13 protein-coding genes are annotated in these 13,731 nt (G+C 59.2%); 11 read left to right on the top strand and 2 right to left on the bottom strand.

What is annotated here, in order from left to right; translation table 11 throughout:
• Positions 1-33 precede the first annotated feature (33 nt).
• Together RBB77_RS05195 and RBB77_RS05190 are read right to left on the bottom strand one after the other, a co-directional pair.
• On the bottom strand, positions 34-528 hold the full coding sequence (locus RBB77_RS05195) for a DinB family protein (RefSeq protein ID WP_353065255.1): 495 nt from the start codon (positions 526-528) through the stop codon (positions 34-36).
• A complete protein-coding gene (locus tag RBB77_RS05190; RefSeq protein WP_353065253.1) occupies positions 522-983 on the bottom strand; it encodes a YraN family protein in 462 nt (153 codons plus the stop codon). The genes RBB77_RS05195 and RBB77_RS05190 overlap by 7 nt, the downstream gene beginning before the upstream one ends.
• A 131-nt stretch (positions 984-1,114) precedes the next feature.
• On the opposite strand from RBB77_RS05190, the gene RBB77_RS05185 reads away from it, so the two are divergent.
• The 11 genes from RBB77_RS05185 (at position 1,115) to RBB77_RS05135 (ending at position 13,663) form a co-directional block, all read left to right on the top strand.
• Positions 1,115-2,983, top strand: a complete 1,869-nt coding sequence (locus RBB77_RS05185) for an LssY C-terminal domain-containing protein (RefSeq protein ID WP_353065251.1) — start codon at positions 1,115-1,117, stop codon at positions 2,981-2,983.
• A 118-nt stretch (positions 2,984-3,101) separates the two neighbouring features.
• Positions 3,102-3,770: an NAD(P)H-binding protein gene (locus RBB77_RS05180; protein ID WP_353065250.1), complete on the top strand. Its 669-nt coding sequence runs from the start codon at positions 3,102-3,104 to the stop codon at positions 3,768-3,770.
• 297 nt (positions 3,771-4,067) lie between these two features.
• The gene (locus RBB77_RS05175; protein WP_353065248.1) at positions 4,068-5,165 is read left to right on the top strand and encodes a carboxypeptidase-like regulatory domain-containing protein; all 1,098 of its coding nucleotides are present in this window, start codon (positions 4,068-4,070) and stop codon (positions 5,163-5,165) included.
• Between the two features lie 169 nt (positions 5,166-5,334).
• Entirely contained in the window at positions 5,335-6,978 is a 1,644-nt protein-coding gene (locus RBB77_RS05170; RefSeq protein WP_353065246.1) for a CTP synthase, read from the top strand.
• Between the two features lie 218 nt (positions 6,979-7,196).
• Entirely contained in the window at positions 7,197-7,763 is a 567-nt protein-coding gene (locus RBB77_RS05165; RefSeq protein WP_353065244.1) for a hypothetical protein, read from the top strand.
• Between the two features lie 68 nt (positions 7,764-7,831).
• The gene (locus RBB77_RS05160) at positions 7,832-10,078 is read left to right on the top strand and encodes a DPP IV N-terminal domain-containing protein (RefSeq protein ID WP_353065242.1); all 2,247 of its coding nucleotides are present in this window, start codon (positions 7,832-7,834) and stop codon (positions 10,076-10,078) included.
• A 99-nt stretch (positions 10,079-10,177) separates the two neighbouring features.
• Complete coding sequence (locus RBB77_RS05155; RefSeq protein ID WP_353065240.1) at positions 10,178-10,837, top strand: DUF4230 domain-containing protein; 660 nt, start codon at positions 10,178-10,180, stop codon at positions 10,835-10,837.
• 143 nt (positions 10,838-10,980) lie between these two features.
• Positions 10,981-11,274, top strand: coding sequence for a hypothetical protein (locus RBB77_RS05150; RefSeq protein WP_353065238.1), 294 nt, complete (start codon positions 10,981-10,983; stop codon positions 11,272-11,274).
• 257 nt (positions 11,275-11,531) lie between these two features.
• On the top strand, positions 11,532-12,524 hold the full coding sequence (gene fabD, locus RBB77_RS05145; protein WP_353065236.1) for an ACP S-malonyltransferase: 993 nt from the start codon (positions 11,532-11,534) through the stop codon (positions 12,522-12,524).
• A 159-nt stretch (positions 12,525-12,683) separates the two neighbouring features.
• Positions 12,684-13,124 (top strand): nuclear transport factor 2 family protein, encoded by a 441-nt coding sequence (locus RBB77_RS05140; protein WP_353065234.1) that lies wholly within the window; start codon positions 12,684-12,686, stop codon positions 13,122-13,124.
• A complete protein-coding gene (locus RBB77_RS05135; protein WP_353065232.1) occupies positions 13,121-13,663 on the top strand; it encodes a DUF6434 domain-containing protein in 543 nt (180 codons plus the stop codon). The genes RBB77_RS05140 and RBB77_RS05135 overlap by 4 nt, the downstream gene beginning before the upstream one ends.
• Positions 13,664-13,731 lie beyond the last annotated feature (68 nt).

The following is a 13,731-nucleotide window of genomic DNA, read 5'->3' as shown; positions in this document are numbered from 1 at the left end:
CTTTTCAAGGTTGCTAATCACCAACCCCGATCCTCACCGCTTCCCAATCCATGCCTGCATCAACCGCAGGTGATGCTGCATATGTGCGATGTAGTCCTCAATCAGAAATCCCAGCGTCAGAGAAGCGCCCGCCACTGAACCAATATTTCCCAGCCGTCCTCTTTCAATATGACCAATCGTCCACGCCACCTGCTCATTCAGCGCAAACCAAAGCGCCAGGACCTGCGCCCATTCGCGTTCCGCATAATGCTGCAGATCCACCCATTCCATCTGCTCGTACCCAGGGAAACTCTGCCCAGGCTCAATCTGCAGCCGAACAATGCGTCCCAGATTGTTGACCGCCGAATCGATAAGATGCCCGATCACCTGCTTCGCGCTCCACTTCCCCGGGTGCTCCGGCACGCTCGCCTCAGCTTCAGAGATCGTTACCAGCCACGGCATCGCACCACGCAGCACCTCCGACAGGCGATCGCTTAACGCTGTCGAATCCAGCAGCGCAACATCCGACACCTGCGCGTACATCACCATCCAAAGGCTCCTCGATACAGCGCGAACTCAACTCCAGATGGCAGCAAGTATACCGACACCACGTCGAACCTGACCGGTACCTCCGCCCTCAACTTCTCCGGGAACCCCCTCAGGTACGCGCGCGCCATCCTCCGCAGCATGTCTCGTTTGTCACTGTCCACAGCCGACTCAGCCGGCATCGAATCCCTTCCGCTCCGCGTCTTCACCTCGATAAAACACAATGTCGGCCCATCCCAACCCACCAGGTCGATATCGCCCCACAACTTCGCACTCTTCCACCTCCGCGCCACGATCGTATACCCCAGCTTCCGCAGATGAAACAGCGCCTCCCGTTCCCCTTGCTCACCCGTAGCAAGGTGTGCCGGTCCGCTATTCCCGCTAGCCCACCGCGCCGCCAGCGAGTCCATCCCCCGCATCGCCCACGCCTGAAGATCAATCCACTTCGCAGCTATCATTTGTTCTCTCGTATATCATTCATCCACAATCTCCCGAGTAGAATACGTGGCATCGGCGCAGCTGTCTTCAAACAGTGCGTCCCCGCGTAACTCTCAGGCCGGCCCTTAAAAAATCAGAGGTGATGTCACTCATGCCAACCGCATCGAGAGTAGTGATCCTAGTCCTCGGAGCCTTCCTGGCTTCGGCAGTATCTTCGGCCGGACCTCAAGCAGCCGCGCAAACCAAATCTGCAGCGTCAGCCAAAGACAGCCAACAGTCGACGGCCCCAGGTGAAGCCCCCGACGACGCAGACACTCAGGACACACCAGACGACGAGCTCGACACCGCTGCCGTCACTCTCGATGTATCGCACACTTCGCCGCTGATTCAAAAGCTCTACCAGGCCACCCGGGAGACCAAAGAGCAACCCATCCTCGACCGGCTCACCGAAGCCAAGAAACTAATCGCGGACGGGGCCGACGTAAAGGCCACCGACCAGTACGGCCGCACCGCACTTCATTGGACCATCTTCGGCTCCAGCTACAGCACCAAGCCAAAGGTCATCGTCGCATACGAGGGAATCGCAGACCAACTCATTCAACGCGGCGTCGATATCAACCACGAAGACATCTACAACGACACCGCTCTCGACTACCTCCTCTACTCTCCCAACTTCGAGATCCAGACCCTCCTGATCGAAAACGGCGCGACCAGCGGGTTTCTCACAGCATTCTTTCACTTCTTCAACCAGGAAAACGGAGACATGCCGCATACCATTGCGGCCAGCGTCGCACAATCAAGAAAAGCCGACCTCGCCCCAGGCCAAACCCTCAGTATCCGCCTCAACGGCCCCGTCTATAGCGAACACTCACGCACCGGCGACCCCGTCGAAGCCACCGTCACCTATCCCCTCTGCAAGAGCGGAGAAAACATCACCTGCCCTAAAGATGAGCTGGTACTTGCACCCGGCACGAAAGTACAGGCAACCATCCTCTTTGCCCAGAAGGCGCCGGACAAATACTCGCGCCCACGCCTGGTGCTCGACTTCTCCAACATCATTCATGCCGACGGCACGCGCTCGCCGCTCTACGCTCGCGTCATCGATGTGGACAATGCTCGCGAGACCGTCCGAAACAATGAAATCCTCGGCATCGTCCAGCCTCACGCATCCACCAAGGCTTCCGTCGCCCTCGCAGCTCTCGGCATGTCCAATCCAATCGCGGGGTACACCATCAAAGGTGTCTCCGCCGTCTACGGTCTGTCCATTCGCCGCGAGATCCTTTTTCCAGCAGGAACAGACCTGCAAATTCAGATCGTGCGACCGTCCATGTTGAAGACTCGTGACACATGGTCAGGCTGGCCTGTGTTGCCCGTCGATGAAAAGCTGAAAGCAATCGCTGCAGCGGCACCTCTCCGCGTCCACACCAAAGACAACAAACCCTCCGACCTGACCAACCTCATATTCATCGGCTCACAACAACAGCTCATGGCAGCGTTCCAGGAAGCCGGTTGGTTCGAAGCAGACTCCCTCAGCATGGGCTCTGCGTTGAAATCCGTTCAGGCGACCATTCGCGGCAGCGGCTATACCAGTGCTCCTGTCTCTCTTCTCATGATCGATGGCAAACCGCCCGATCTCATCTTCCAGAAATCTCTCGACACCTTCGCCAAGCGCCATCACATTCGTATCTGGAAGCTGCCTGAAACCTACCAGGGCCACGAGGTCTGGATCGGGGCCGCCACACACGATATCGCAATCTCAACCGAAAAAAAAGGCACCAAATGGTCTCATCGCATCGACCCACACATCGATCGCGAGCGCGAATGGATTGAGACCGATCTCCTCTACAAAGGCACGGCAACCTCCTACGCCCTCGTCGACCGGCCACACGCCCCGAAGAAGACCGCCAACGCGACCGGAGATGAGCTTCTCACCGACGGCCGCGTATCAATCGTCGAACTCGGCCCCACAAAGCCGAACATCCTCAATCCGCCGTCCCCTGTCCTGCAATCGCGCGAGTAAATCGGTTACACCTCTCTCAATCTGGCTGTAGCATGAAATCAGCATGGCTCGTCGAGCAATATCACGGCGAGCCATGCCGGACCAACACTTGCGCGACGTTTCAACTGAGGGCAAACGGATGAACGTAATTCTCTTCGGCGCAACCGGCATGGTCGGCCAGGCCGCTCTGCGCGAATGCCTTCTCGATCACGAGGTAACGCAGGTTCTCTCCATCGTCCGCAATCCAACCGGCCAGCACGACGCCAAGCTGCGAGAACTCGTTCACAGCGATCTCTTCGACTACTCCGGCATCCAGACCGATCTCACCGGCTTCGACGCCTGTTTCTTCTGCATCGGCGTCACCTCCGCCGGTATGTCCGAAGCCCAATACACTCACGTCACACACGACCTTACCCTCGCCGCTGCAACCACCCTCGCAAAGCTTAACCCCTCCATGACATTTATCTACGTCTCCGGAGCCGGAACCGACAGCACCGAGCACGGCCGCAGCATGTGGGCTCGCGTCAAGGGCAAAACAGAAAACGATATCCTCAAACTCCCCTTCAAAGCGGCCTACATGTTCCGGCCTGGATTCATACAGCCGCTTCACGGCATCGTCTCAAAAACAACGTCGTACCGAATCTTCTACTCAGCCATAAAACCAATTCTCCCCCTCGTGAAGAAGATCTTTCCCACCCAGATAGGCACCACAGAGCAGATCGGCCGCGCTATGCTCCTGGTCGTCAAACACGGCTTCCCGCGCCCTGTTCTCGAATCAAAAGACATCAACACGCTCCAGCCCTCTTGAAAATAACCAGGAATCAGACCGCAACGACAAAAACCCTACAAACTAAACGAGCTCAGTTGAATCAAATGCTGAAGCCCTCTTCGAGACGATCCGTCGAAGATGATCCCTTGATCGGACCAATGGGTGATTGTGGAATTCACAATCAATAAGCCAAGATTCAACACGTCGGCGCAATCGGCTCCTCACATCGTGCTTCCCATGAGGCTCCCTGCATGAACATCTACAATTAGAAACGTAGCCGATATGGATGGTTTGCGAAATCCGGGCCCTTTTCTCCTGACCCTCCTACTGTGCTCAATGCTCAGTACGTATGCACACGCGCAGACGCTTCCCGCTCCATCCGACGCCAATCCGATCACACCGACGTCACTAGGCACAACCCAGCAGGTCGCAACATTGGAACCCGTCGACATCGAACTGCCCGACGCACCGGGACCACAGTCTTCCAGCTTCATGCCGCCCGACCAGCAAATCACCGGGACCATCAGCGGCACGGTACTCGACCCCAGCGGAGCCCAGGTCGAAGGCGCCCTCGTCTCCATCCAATTTCTTGACTCCCGGCCTCAGCGCACGATCGCAACCGATTCAGCGGGCACCTTCAACTTCACTGCAGTCAACGCCGGCACCTTCAAACTGGAAGTCATATCGCCCGGCTTTGCCAGCTGGGTCTCCTCCGCCCTCGTACTTCTGAAAGGCCAGCATTATGAGCTGCCGACGGTCACCCTGCAAGTCTCCTCCGCCACGACAAACGTCGACGTAAACTTCACGCGGCACGACATCGCAGAGGAGCAGGTGTCGCTCCAGGAGAAACAGCGCGTACTCGGAGTCTTCCCCAACTTCTACGTCTCCTATACCTGGAATGCCGTCCCTCTCAGTTCCGGCCAGAAGTTCCGCTTGGCGTTGAGAGACGCATACGATCCCGTCTCCTTCGCCATCCCCGCCATCATCGCGGGCATCGAGCAATCGCAAAACAGCTTCAGCGGCTACGGTCAGGGCGCATCCGGCTACTTCAAGCGATACGCGGCCTCCTACGGCGACGGCTTCATCGGCAGCATGATCGGCAACGCGATCCTTCCGTCGATCCTTCATCAGGACCCGCGCTACTTCTACAAAGGCACCGGAACCATTCGCTCCCGCGCCCTCTACGCCATGTCGACCGCCTTCATCTGCAAAGGTGACAACGGCCATTGGCAACCGAACTACTCATTCATCCTCGGCAACTTCGCCTCAGCCGGCATTTCAAACCTCTACTACCCCTCCAGCGATCGCAACGGAGCAGGGCTGACGATTTCCAACGCGCTGATCGATACAGCCTCCGGCGCAGCCTCCTCCCTCCTCCAGGAATTCCTGATTAAGAAAATCTCCCGTGGCATCCCGCACGATCCTCATCCCTGAAGAAAACCCTGCAACAGTCAAGATTCAAGTCGTCAGATCTCAAAAAATCTGATGACCCAACCTGACTTCCTTCCGAAAAGTCAACCCATTGCTTCCCGGCCCGGACCCTGCGATACTTAACCGTGCCCATCCTGCACAAATTTCAAATACATCTAAAGAGGTCGCGGACATGTCTGCAAAGTACATCTTCGTAACTGGCGGAGTCGTGTCTTCGCTCGGCAAGGGTCTCGCCGCAGCCTCGATTGGCTGCCTGCTCGAGGCCCGTGGCATCAAGGTCAATCTCATGAAGTTTGACCCCTATCTCAACGTCGATCCCGGCACCATGTCGCCCTTCCAGCACGGCGAGGTCTTCGTCACCGACGACGGCGCCGAGACCGACCTCGACCTCGGCCACTACGAGCGCTTCACCCACGCCAAGCTCACGCGCGACAACAACCTCACCACCGGCCGCATCTACGAGCAGATCATCACCAAAGAGCGCCGCGGCGACTATCTCGGCAAGACCGTCCAGGTCATCCCCCACGTCACCAACGAGATCAAAAACGCCATGCGCAAAGTCGCGGCGGACTGCGAAGTAGCCATCGTCGAAATCGGCGGCACAGTAGGCGACATCGAATCGCTTCCCTTCCTCGAAGCCATCCGCCAGATGCGCCAGGACCTCGGTCGCGAAAACACCTGCTTCGTCCACGTCACCCTTATCCCCTGGATCGCCGCCGCACAGGAGCTCAAAACCAAGCCCACCCAGCACTCCGTCAAGGAGATGCTCTCCATCGGTATCCAGCCCGACATCCTCCTTTGCCGCTCCGACCGCGCCGTCCCACGCGAGATGCGCAACAAAATCGCCCTCTTCTGCAACGTCGAAGAGGCCGCCGTAATCGCCGCCCGCGACGTCCCCAGCATCTACGAGGTCCCCCTCACCTTCGCCGCCGAAGGCGTAGACACCCTCGCACTCAAATACCTTCGCATCGAAACCAAAGCCCCCGACCTCTCCCGCTGGCAGGACATCGTTCGTCGCGCCTACAACCCCAAAGACGAAGTCTCCATCGGCATCGTAGGCAAATACGTCGAGTACGAAGACTCCTACAAGTCCCTGAAAGAAGCTCTCGTCCACGGCGCCCTGGCCCACAACCTCAAACTTCGCGTCACCTGGCTCGAAGCCGAAGGCCTCGAAGTCCCCGATTACGCCGAACAGCTTCGGAACTTCGACGGCATCCTCGTCCCCGGCGGCTTCGGCAAGCGCGGTATCGAAGGCATGCTCAACGCCATTCGCTACGCCCGCGAAGAGGCAGTTCCCTACTTCGGCATCTGCCTCGGCATGCAGACCGCCTGCATCGAATACGCCCGCAACGTCTGCGGCCTCAAGGACGCCAACTCCGGCGAGTTCGACCCAGCCACCCCTTACCGCATCATCTACAAACTCCGCGAACTCACTGGCGTCGAAGAGATGGGCGGCACCATGCGCCTCGGAGCATGGGACTGCGTCATGGAGCCCGACTCCCTAGCCGCCCACGCCTACGGCAAGACCGAGATCAGCGAACGCCACCGCCACCGTTACGAGTTCAACCGCGAATACGAAGCCATCCTCACCGGCGCCGGCCTCCGCCTCACCGGCACCACGCCTGACGCAACCTACGTCGAGATCGTGGAGATCCCCACGCACCCCTTCTTCCTGGGCTGCCAGTTCCACCCCGAGTTCAAATCCAAGCCACTCGAGCCGCACCCGCTCTTCCGCGACTTCATCGCCGCAAGCTACCAGAACCGCCTCGCCATGCAGCACGAGGTCTCCAGATCCTCCAGCATGGAAACTCTGTAGTCGCCAGCGACGTAACTTCGTTCCGATTCCCATTGACGCTAACGTAGGCGACCATTACGGCGCTGCCTCGCCATTTGTTGGGCGCCAGAGTAGCATTGTCGAACGATGTTCCAGCATCTGTCGTATACAGGCGTATTGGGACAATTCAATACTTCGGTTGAACGACGTGCTGGCTGACCTGTGGCCTACCTTCACCAGGAACTCCCATAGACCGGACAATGATGACAACTCTCGCTTTCGGTTCGCTTGGGTCCGTTATGTGGGGCGGCATTACGTTTTTGGCAGGTATCGCAAGCAAGGGCATTGTCGATTCATACCTTCGTCGCAGAGATGACACACACAAATTCCTGCTTGATAAACGCGTCCACTTCCTTGAAGAGCAGCTGTCAAAGTTCTATTGGCCGACGTATCTTCATCTGCAAAAGGAAAACTTACTGTGGGATCGACTCAGAGACAGAGACGAGGATCCAGACAGTCCTCAAAGCAGACTTAGTGTCCAGATTGAGTTAGCCGGAATTCTACGAAATCACAGAGACGCCCTTGCGGTGATTGAAGACCACCTGCATCTGGCAGGCGATACGGCCATTGTTGAGGCCTCGTTACGTTACGTAAGACATGTAAAGGTCTATGAGATGCTACGGGAAGCGGGTCTTAAGGACGATCCCGTGAGTCACGGGGAGCCGTATCCGAACGACTATTTTCCACTGATCGAAAAGCGTGTCAAAGCGCTCCAGACTGAATACGACCAATTGATCTTCAGGCTCAGGCCGGCGGAACGAGACTGAGCGCAAAGGCAGCGTTAACAAGGCATCTTTGACGCGACGACCACTGCCTGTAAACTCAAGCCAATCACATGCCTCGCTTCCTGCGTTCCGCCCTTCTGCTCTATCTCTCCGCCGTCACGACTCTCGCCCAAACCCCAGCCGCGACCGACCCAGGTATCCGCACCATCCCCGACGCGAACAAAAATCTCACCGGCCGCGCCCCCCACGGCATCGACTGGAGCCCCGACGGCAAGCTCCTCACCTTCATCGTCGACGAGCCCGAAGCCACCACTCCCGGTAAAGCCGGCGACATCGTCCAGATCGACGCCGCTACCGGCCGCGTCAGCGTCCTCGCCACAGCCGAGCAGCTCAGCAAACTCACGTCCGCAGCCGTCAACGAGAAAGACGCCGACCACCGCTCCCGCTACGGCATGTCCGCCTACATCTGGGCCGCCGACTCCAAACATCTCCTCATCGACAACGGTGGCCACCTCTGGCTCTACGACATCGCCGCCGGCACCGGCACCCTCATCGTCGACACCCACGAGGGCTCCGGCGACGATCCCAAATTTTCCCCCGACGCCGCCAACGTCTCCTACCTTCACGACCACAACCTCTACATCCACCCCGTATCCGCCACCGGCAAAGAGACAGCCCTCACCCACGACACCACCGACACTCTCCTCAATGGAGAAGTCGACTGGGTCTATCTCGAAGAGCTCGACGTCCGCAGCAACTACTTCTGGTCGCCTGACTCCAAATCCATCGCCTACCTCCAGATGAACGAGGCCAAGGTCCCCCAGTACCCCATCACCGACTGGATCCCCACCCACGCCACCATCGACAACCAGCGCTACCCGCAACCCGGCGACCCTAATCCCGCCGTCCGCGTCGGCATCGTCTCCACCAAAGGCGGCAAGACCAAATTCATCGAAGTCCCCTTCAGCCCCAATAACGATTACATCCCCCGCTTCGGCTGGGTCGACGCCAACACTGTCTACATCGAAGTCCTCACTCGCGACCAGCAGCACCTCAACCTCTACTTCGCCGACACCAAATCCGGCAAAACCCGTCTCGTCTACACCGACACCGACTCCAAATACCTCGACTTCAGCACGGACCTCAACATCCTCCCCGGCGGACGCTTCGTCATCAGTAGCTGGCGCGACGGCCACGCCCACCTCTACCTCTACAGCTTTGACGAGCATCATCCCCTCGCCGCCGACGCCACACTCACCCGCCAGCTAACCCAGGGCGACTACGAAGTCGAGACCGTAGACAGCATCGACGCCAAATCCAACACCGTCTTCTACGCCTCCAATGAAGGCTCCCCGCTCGAAGACAATCTCTGGTCCATCAAACTTGACGGCACCGCGAAGCAGCAGCTCACAACCGGCCGGGGCACCCACGGCACCAGCACCTCGCCCGACGGCGTTCATTTCACCGACTACTACAGCGACGCCACAACGCCCCCGGTCCTCAGCCTCTGCACCATCAGCCAAACCTGCACTCCCATCTGGAAGTCCAAACCCATCGCCCGCGCAACCGGCGTCACCAGCTCCATCGTCACCGTCACCGCCGCCGACGGAAAGACCAAACTCTACGGCCGCCTCACCACGCCATCCTCAACCACCCCGGCAACAGTCCCCCTAATCCTCAACCCGTACAACGGACCCACCCCGGTCAGCAGCATCCGCAACTCATGGAGCGGATCCCAGATCTTCAACGAGATCCTCGCCCAACACGGCTTCGCAGTCCTCGACATCGACACCCGCGGCAGCGGCGGTCGTGGACGCGACTTCCAGCAAGCCGCCTACCGCAACTTCGGCCCCGTCCAGTTCTCCGATCAGATGGCAGCGCTCGATCAGGTCCTCACCCAATATCCGCAGCTCGACTCCAAACGCATCGGCTGGTGGGGGTGGAGCTGGGGCGGCTACTTCACCCTCTACGCCATGACCCACACCGACCGCATCCTCGCAGGCGTAGCCGTGGCCCCCGTCACCGACTGGCGCAACTACGACTCCATCTACACCGAACGCTACCTCGGCCTCCCCTCCCCAAACTCGACGCCAGACCCGAACAACATCTACGCGGTAGACTCGCCCATCACCGACGCCGCCAAACTAAAAGGCCGAATCCTCATCGCGCAGGGCACCGGCGACGACAACGTCCACATGGCCAACACCATTCAATTCATACAACCCCTCATCGACGCCGGAATCCCCTACGACCTCCAGCTCTTCCCGCGCAAAACCCACTCCATCGCAGGCCCCACCGCACGCGACGAGCTCTTCAACCGCATCCTCTGGCACTTCGAAACCTACCTGAAACCCTAACCGCGAAAACATTCCTTCTTCCTGAATCAGGAACAATTGCAAACAGAGGCTGGGACTCACCTCCCAGCCTCTCCGCGAAGTAGTAGCATCCAAACAACAATGACTACCCAATACGGCTCATACGGCCCAGGTCGCAGATCCTCCGGAACGTTCTTCGTCGTCCTGCTCTCGCTCATCCTAGGAGCCGCTGCGTTGGCCCTCTTCATCCGCCACGCAACCTCCGGCGTCCTGGCCCGAGTCGCCACCGCGATCACAGGCCGAACCACCGCCTTCGACACGTCGGTCCCCGCAGTCGTCCAGCGCATCCAACGCCTCAACCGCCTCGAAACAGTCGTCTACTCCATCGACACCGTCGTCGAAGGCTCGAAATCCAGCGCCGTCCTGCCCGACCTCCTCGCCGGCGACCGTCTCCTCCTCGTAGTCCACGGCCAATCCATCGCCGGCATCGATCTCTCGCAACTCAAGCCCGAAGACGTCCGCGTCGACAACAACGGCCAGTCCATCCACGTCACCCTGCCCGCCTCGCAGCTCTTCATCACCACGCTCGACAACCAGCACACCCGCGTCTACGCCCGCTCCACCGGCCTCCTCGTTCCCGTCGACCAGAACCTCGAATCCGACACTCGCGCCAAAGCAGAACAGCAGCTCCAGGCATCCGCGCTCGCCGACGGCATCCTGGACACCGCCCGCAAAAACGCCCGCGCCACCGTCACCACTCTCCTCTACAGCCTCGGCTTCCACCAGGTCGACGTTACCTAGGATCGTTCCTTTCATCGAACCCTAACCTCATCCACGGCAACCTTATCTGCCGCATTGCGTCCAACTGTTCAATGCCACTGAAGGAGTACCTCTCCAGCTTCGATTCTCCCAACCTTCTTCGAACCTGCGCTAAAATCCAAAGCATGATGTTCCGTTCCAAACCTCGGACTGAAGACACCACAACCGAGGAGATCCCCACCACCGCCGCCCTCCCATTCCCCAGCCTCGAACGCAACGGAAACAACGGGGAAGAGGATCAGGAGACCACTCTCATCAAGACAGTCGGCTGGATCTCCGCAGGCCTGGGCGCCGTTGCTCTTGGCCTCTTCGTTGGCCGCGAACTCCGCCAGCGCTACAAGTTCAACCGCCGCACCCCCTACGACTTCTACGCTCACTCCGGCGACGAGCAGGACGTGGACGCAGGCCTCGGCATCTAGCTGCTTCTCCCAAAATCGGAAAGATAAGTCCTGCGGACGGCCCACTGCGCGTGGAGCGGTCACTTCGTGACTTTTGTACCTATGTGGGCGCGACAAAATGCACCGGGCCTCGCGTTGCTTCGGCTTCTGATTCCGACCAACGGGAGGACAACCGCAGCGAATCAACCCAGAAAAGATACACACGCCACGAAGTGGCCGCCCCACGCGTAGTGGGCCCGTCCGGCAGGACCGCTCCCTGATTTATCATCGACCTCGACATGAAAATAGCGTTCCTCTTCCCCGGCCAAGGCTCGCAATCCGTAGGCATGGGCCGCGATCTCTACGACAACTTCCCCACCGCCCGCGCCATCTTCGACGAAGCCGACGAAGCCCTCGGCTTCCCTCTCTCGAAGCTCATCTTCGAGGGCCCTGAAGACCAGCTCAAACTCACCGAGCACACCCAACCCGCCATCCTCACCGTCTCGGTCGCCGCCGCCCGCATCCTCGCAGAGAAAGGCATCACCCCCGCCTTCGCCGCCGGCCACTCCCTCGGCGAGTACTCCGCCCACGTCGCCGCCGGCACCTTCTCCTTCGCCGAAGCCGTCCGCACCGTCCGCTCCCGCGGCCAATTCATGCAGCAAGCCGTCCCCGCAGGAGAAGGTGCCATGGCCGCCATTCTGGGCCTCTCCTCGATCCTCATCTCCGAGGTCTGTTCCCAGGTCACCGACCAGCTCACCCCGCTCCCCACCATGCCCGACGCCAAAACCTTCAACGCAGCTCTGGCCGTGGTCTCCCCCGCCAACCTCAACTCCCCCGACCAGACCGTCATCTCCGGAGCCGAAGGAGCCGTTCATCTCGCCGCCGACCTCTGCAAAGCTGCCGGGGCCAAGCGCACCGTGATGCTCCACGTCAGCGCACCCTTCCACTGCGCCCTCATGCAGCCCGCGCAGGACGCCCTCGCCACCACCCTCGAAGCCGTCAGCTTCCACGACCCGGCCTTCCCCATCGCCGCCAACGTCGACGCCCGCCTCCTCCATCGCCGCGCCGAAGTACCCGACTGCCTCATCCGCCAGGTCACCGGCTCCGTCCGCTGGGTCGAGTGCATCCAGCTCCTCATCGCCCAGGGCGCAACCCACTTCATCGAAGTAGGCCCCGGCAAAGTCCTCTCTGGCCTCATGCGCCAAATCGACCGCACCCAAAAAACCTCCCATGTAGAAGACTCCGCCTCCCTAGAAAAAACCCTCACGTTCTTGACATCAACAGAGAGCTAAAGCAACTTCATCATCTGCAAGTCGTCATCCTGAACGCAGTGAAGGATCCCTGTATTCCTTCAACCGTTTGTACGGTCTTCTATTTCAAGCCAAACCAGCCGACCTCCAACCCAAGGTTTAGAATCGGGAGCCATGAAGACACCGAGGATACGTTTGGTTTTGTCTATCTCAGCAGCAATTGCGGCCGCATTCCTGACTGCCCCACTACACGCCACTACACCAGAAGAGCAGGCAGTCCTAGCCCCCGTTACAGCGATGTTCGACGGCATGGCAAAGCGCGACGCAGCAGCCATCAAGGAACCAACACTCCCCGGCGGCACAATGGTCCTCATGCGAGACGGCAAGCCGACCCAGATGACATTCGAGGACTTCGCAAACCGCGTAGGAAAACCCGGCACCACCAAGATAGAAGAACGCATCCACGATCCCCTCATACGCATCGACAACGACCTCGCAGTCGTATGGGCCCCCTTCGAGTTTCTAGTTGACGGCAAAGTGGACCACTGCGGAACCGACCTATTCAATCTCGTCCACAAGGATGGCAAATGGTTGATCGCCGGTGTTACAGACACCGGACGGAAAGATTGTTTAGTGAAGTGACGAAGCGCCCATTTCTCTCCGCCAGCCTCACCGCGCACGACTTCGCATCCTGGTACTGGCTCAAAGAGGAACTAGTCGCCTTCTGCCGCGAGCATCAGATCTCTACCTCGGGCTCAAAGCTCCAACTGCAGTCCAGAATCACTGATTATCTAAGCGGAAAGAGTCCAGTCAGGCATCCCTCTCCGCAACGAAGCTCGACTCGCATGCCTGCCCACTTCACCATGGACACGATCATCGGAGAAGGCTGGCGCTGCAATCCCTCCCTTGGAGCCTTCTTCAAACAGAACCTGGGCCCCGGCTTCCACTTCAACGCCCCTACGCGCGACTTCATTCACACCAAACCCGGTAAAACGCTCGCTGACGCAGCCATCTGCTACCAGACAAGCGTGCGCCCCGGCACAAAGAAAACTCGCATCCCCCAACAGCTCGAATACAACCAGCACTTCCGAGACTTCTTCCGCGACAATCCCGGCTCTTCCCGCCAACAAGCCATCGATGCATGGTGGCTCAAACGAGGCAAGCGCAAAGATGCACCCTAACCCTCTGAGCGAAGGCTAGCCCAGCACTTTAATAGCAGAGAAAGAAACCCATCGTCTCCACGCAAATC

The sequence above is a fragment of the Tunturibacter psychrotolerans genome, assembly GCF_040359615.1.
GTDB lineage: Bacteria > Acidobacteriota > Terriglobia > Terriglobales > Acidobacteriaceae > Edaphobacter > Edaphobacter psychrotolerans.
Note: the sequence above shows the minus strand (reverse complement) of the source record. Positions and strands in the feature narration are given on the sequence as shown.

Coding starts and splice junctions, on each gene's coding strand:
- RBB77_RS05195 (WP_353065255.1), bottom strand. CDS start 528: ATGGTGATGTACGCGCAGGTGTCGGATGTTGCGCTGCTGGATTCGACA.
- RBB77_RS05190 (WP_353065253.1), bottom strand. CDS start 983: ATGATAGCTGCGAAGTGGATTGATCTTCAGGCGTGGGCGATGCGGGGG.
- RBB77_RS05185 (WP_353065251.1), top strand. CDS start 1,115: ATGCCAACCGCATCGAGAGTAGTGATCCTAGTCCTCGGAGCCTTCCTG.
- RBB77_RS05180 (WP_353065250.1), top strand. CDS start 3,102: ATGAACGTAATTCTCTTCGGCGCAACCGGCATGGTCGGCCAGGCCGCT.
- RBB77_RS05175 (WP_353065248.1), top strand. CDS start 4,068: ATGCTCAGTACGTATGCACACGCGCAGACGCTTCCCGCTCCATCCGAC.
- RBB77_RS05170 (WP_353065246.1), top strand. CDS start 5,335: ATGTCTGCAAAGTACATCTTCGTAACTGGCGGAGTCGTGTCTTCGCTC.
- RBB77_RS05165 (WP_353065244.1), top strand. CDS start 7,197: ATGATGACAACTCTCGCTTTCGGTTCGCTTGGGTCCGTTATGTGGGGC.
- RBB77_RS05160 (WP_353065242.1), top strand. CDS start 7,832: ATGCCTCGCTTCCTGCGTTCCGCCCTTCTGCTCTATCTCTCCGCCGTC.
- RBB77_RS05155 (WP_353065240.1), top strand. CDS start 10,178: ATGACTACCCAATACGGCTCATACGGCCCAGGTCGCAGATCCTCCGGA.
- RBB77_RS05150 (WP_353065238.1), top strand. CDS start 10,981: ATGATGTTCCGTTCCAAACCTCGGACTGAAGACACCACAACCGAGGAG.
- fabD (WP_353065236.1), top strand. CDS start 11,532: ATGAAAATAGCGTTCCTCTTCCCCGGCCAAGGCTCGCAATCCGTAGGC.